The organism is Streptomyces durocortorensis, from assembly GCF_016901035.1.
Taxonomy (GTDB): Bacteria; Actinomycetota; Actinomycetes; order Streptomycetales; family Streptomycetaceae; genus Streptomyces; species Streptomyces durocortorensis.
The window spans coordinates 1-1,515 of record NZ_JAFEUF010000485.1 but is presented as its reverse complement, the minus strand read 5'-3'; the positions used below and the strand labels follow the sequence as shown (position 1 = coordinate 1,515).

Sequence of the window (1,515 nt, the reverse complement as noted above, 5' to 3'; positions counted from 1 at the left end):
TCCGCCCCGTGGGCCGGGGCGGCGGCGGTCAGCAGGAGGCCGGCGGCGACCGCTGTGAGCAGCCGGTGGGGGAGTCGGTTCATTCGCATAGGGCACCGTCCCGGGGCGCCGGGGCGAAGTCAAGAACGCCACACATGGTGTTAATTGATGAGGTATCGGTTGACGAGGTATCGGTTCCCCGGAGCGGGTGCAAGGGAGCGTCCCGGACATACGTGTGCCCCCGCCGCACGGACGGGGGCACACGGGTCTACCGGGCGGGCGTCAGGAGCCCACGCTCACCGTGAAGCGACGCGGGTTCCCGTCGTGCGCCGCGCCCGAGACGTCCGGCTCACCGTCCGGGCGGACGTCGTCGTACGGGAACGCGTAACCGATCGGGCTGTTCGCGTGGACCACCCGGGACCAGTGGTTGGTGACCGCGGTCTTGTAGTAGTCCCCCGTGGACGTGCCGTTCGGCTGGCTCGGGTGGCTCAGCATGATCGAGCGGTTGAAGCCCGCCGCGAGCCGCGCCAGGATCGCCTTCTTGTCGTCGGAGTCGTCCGGGTTGTTGGTGAACGGGCCGTGGTTGCAGGTGAAGATGTCCTTCGTCTCCGGCTTGGTGAAGGTGTGGCCGCCCTCGAAGGTCAGGACGTCACCGCTCACCCGGCCCGCCAGCGTGCCCCGGCCGCCCTGGAGGTCGATCCGCAGGTCCTCGGAGCGGTACTTCTCCCACACCTCGTCGATCTGCGCCTCGAAGAGGCCCCGGAACGGCATCTCGGCCGGCCGGTCGAAGTACGGGGCCATGATGTTCTGCGGCGAGACGACCCGCAGCACCTTGCCGTCGTCGCCCCGGGTGATCAGCTTGTCCCAGGGCTGTCCGTCGGCGGCCGCCTGGGCGGCGAGGTCCTCCGCGATCCGCTCCACCGCGCCCTCCGGATGCGGGGTCACGACATGGGTGGCGTCCCCCTCCAGCGTGATGCCGATCGGCAGCGCGGTGAGCAGGTCGACGTAGCTGATGTTGGAGTACAGCTGCTCGGTGTTGAAGGTGAACTCGGCGAACGCCCAGGTCCGCCCGTAGTTCGGGTCCGTCGGCGTCGCGAAGGCCGGCTCCACCAGGGACGGGCCCGGGTTGAGGAAGAAGTCCAGCTTGTCGTCGCGGACGAAGTAGACCCGGGCCCCGTACATCTGCGGCAGGGTCAGCACGACCGGCCCCGCGCCCGCGCCCTTGAGCGGGATGGCGCAGTCGACGGGCAGCGGGGTCTGCGGGGCGCCGGGGGAGTCGGGGCGGTAGACGCCGCCGTCAGGCTTCAGCAGCACCCAGCGGTCGGTGCCCAGCTCATGGCCGGTGACGTACGCGTGCACCGTGCCCGGCAACGACTTGTTCTCCAGGGCGATTTCGCAGGTGGCGGGGGCCGCCGACGCGCGGGGGCTCAGCGCGGTGCCCCAGGCGGGGTACGTGAGCGCCGCGGCCGATGCGGCGGCGCCGGTCAGGAACATTCGGCGTGAAATCACGAGGGGACTCCCGAGGTGGTGGGGGGC

General features: G+C 70.7%; 1 protein-coding gene. It reads right to left on the bottom strand.

Annotation, left to right across the window (positions count from 1 at the left end):
• Positions 1-261: 261 nt before the first annotated feature.
• The gene (locus JS521_RS35620) at positions 262-1,473 is read right to left on the bottom strand and encodes a glycoside hydrolase family 64 protein (RefSeq protein WP_205086985.1); all 1,212 of its coding nucleotides are present in this window, start codon (positions 1,471-1,473) and stop codon (positions 262-264) included.
• Between the last annotated feature and the right edge of the window lie 42 nt (positions 1,474-1,515).

Coding starts and splice junctions, on each gene's coding strand:
- JS521_RS35620 (WP_205086985.1), bottom strand. CDS start 1,473: ATGTTCCTGACCGGCGCCGCCGCATCGGCCGCGGCGCTCACGTACCCC.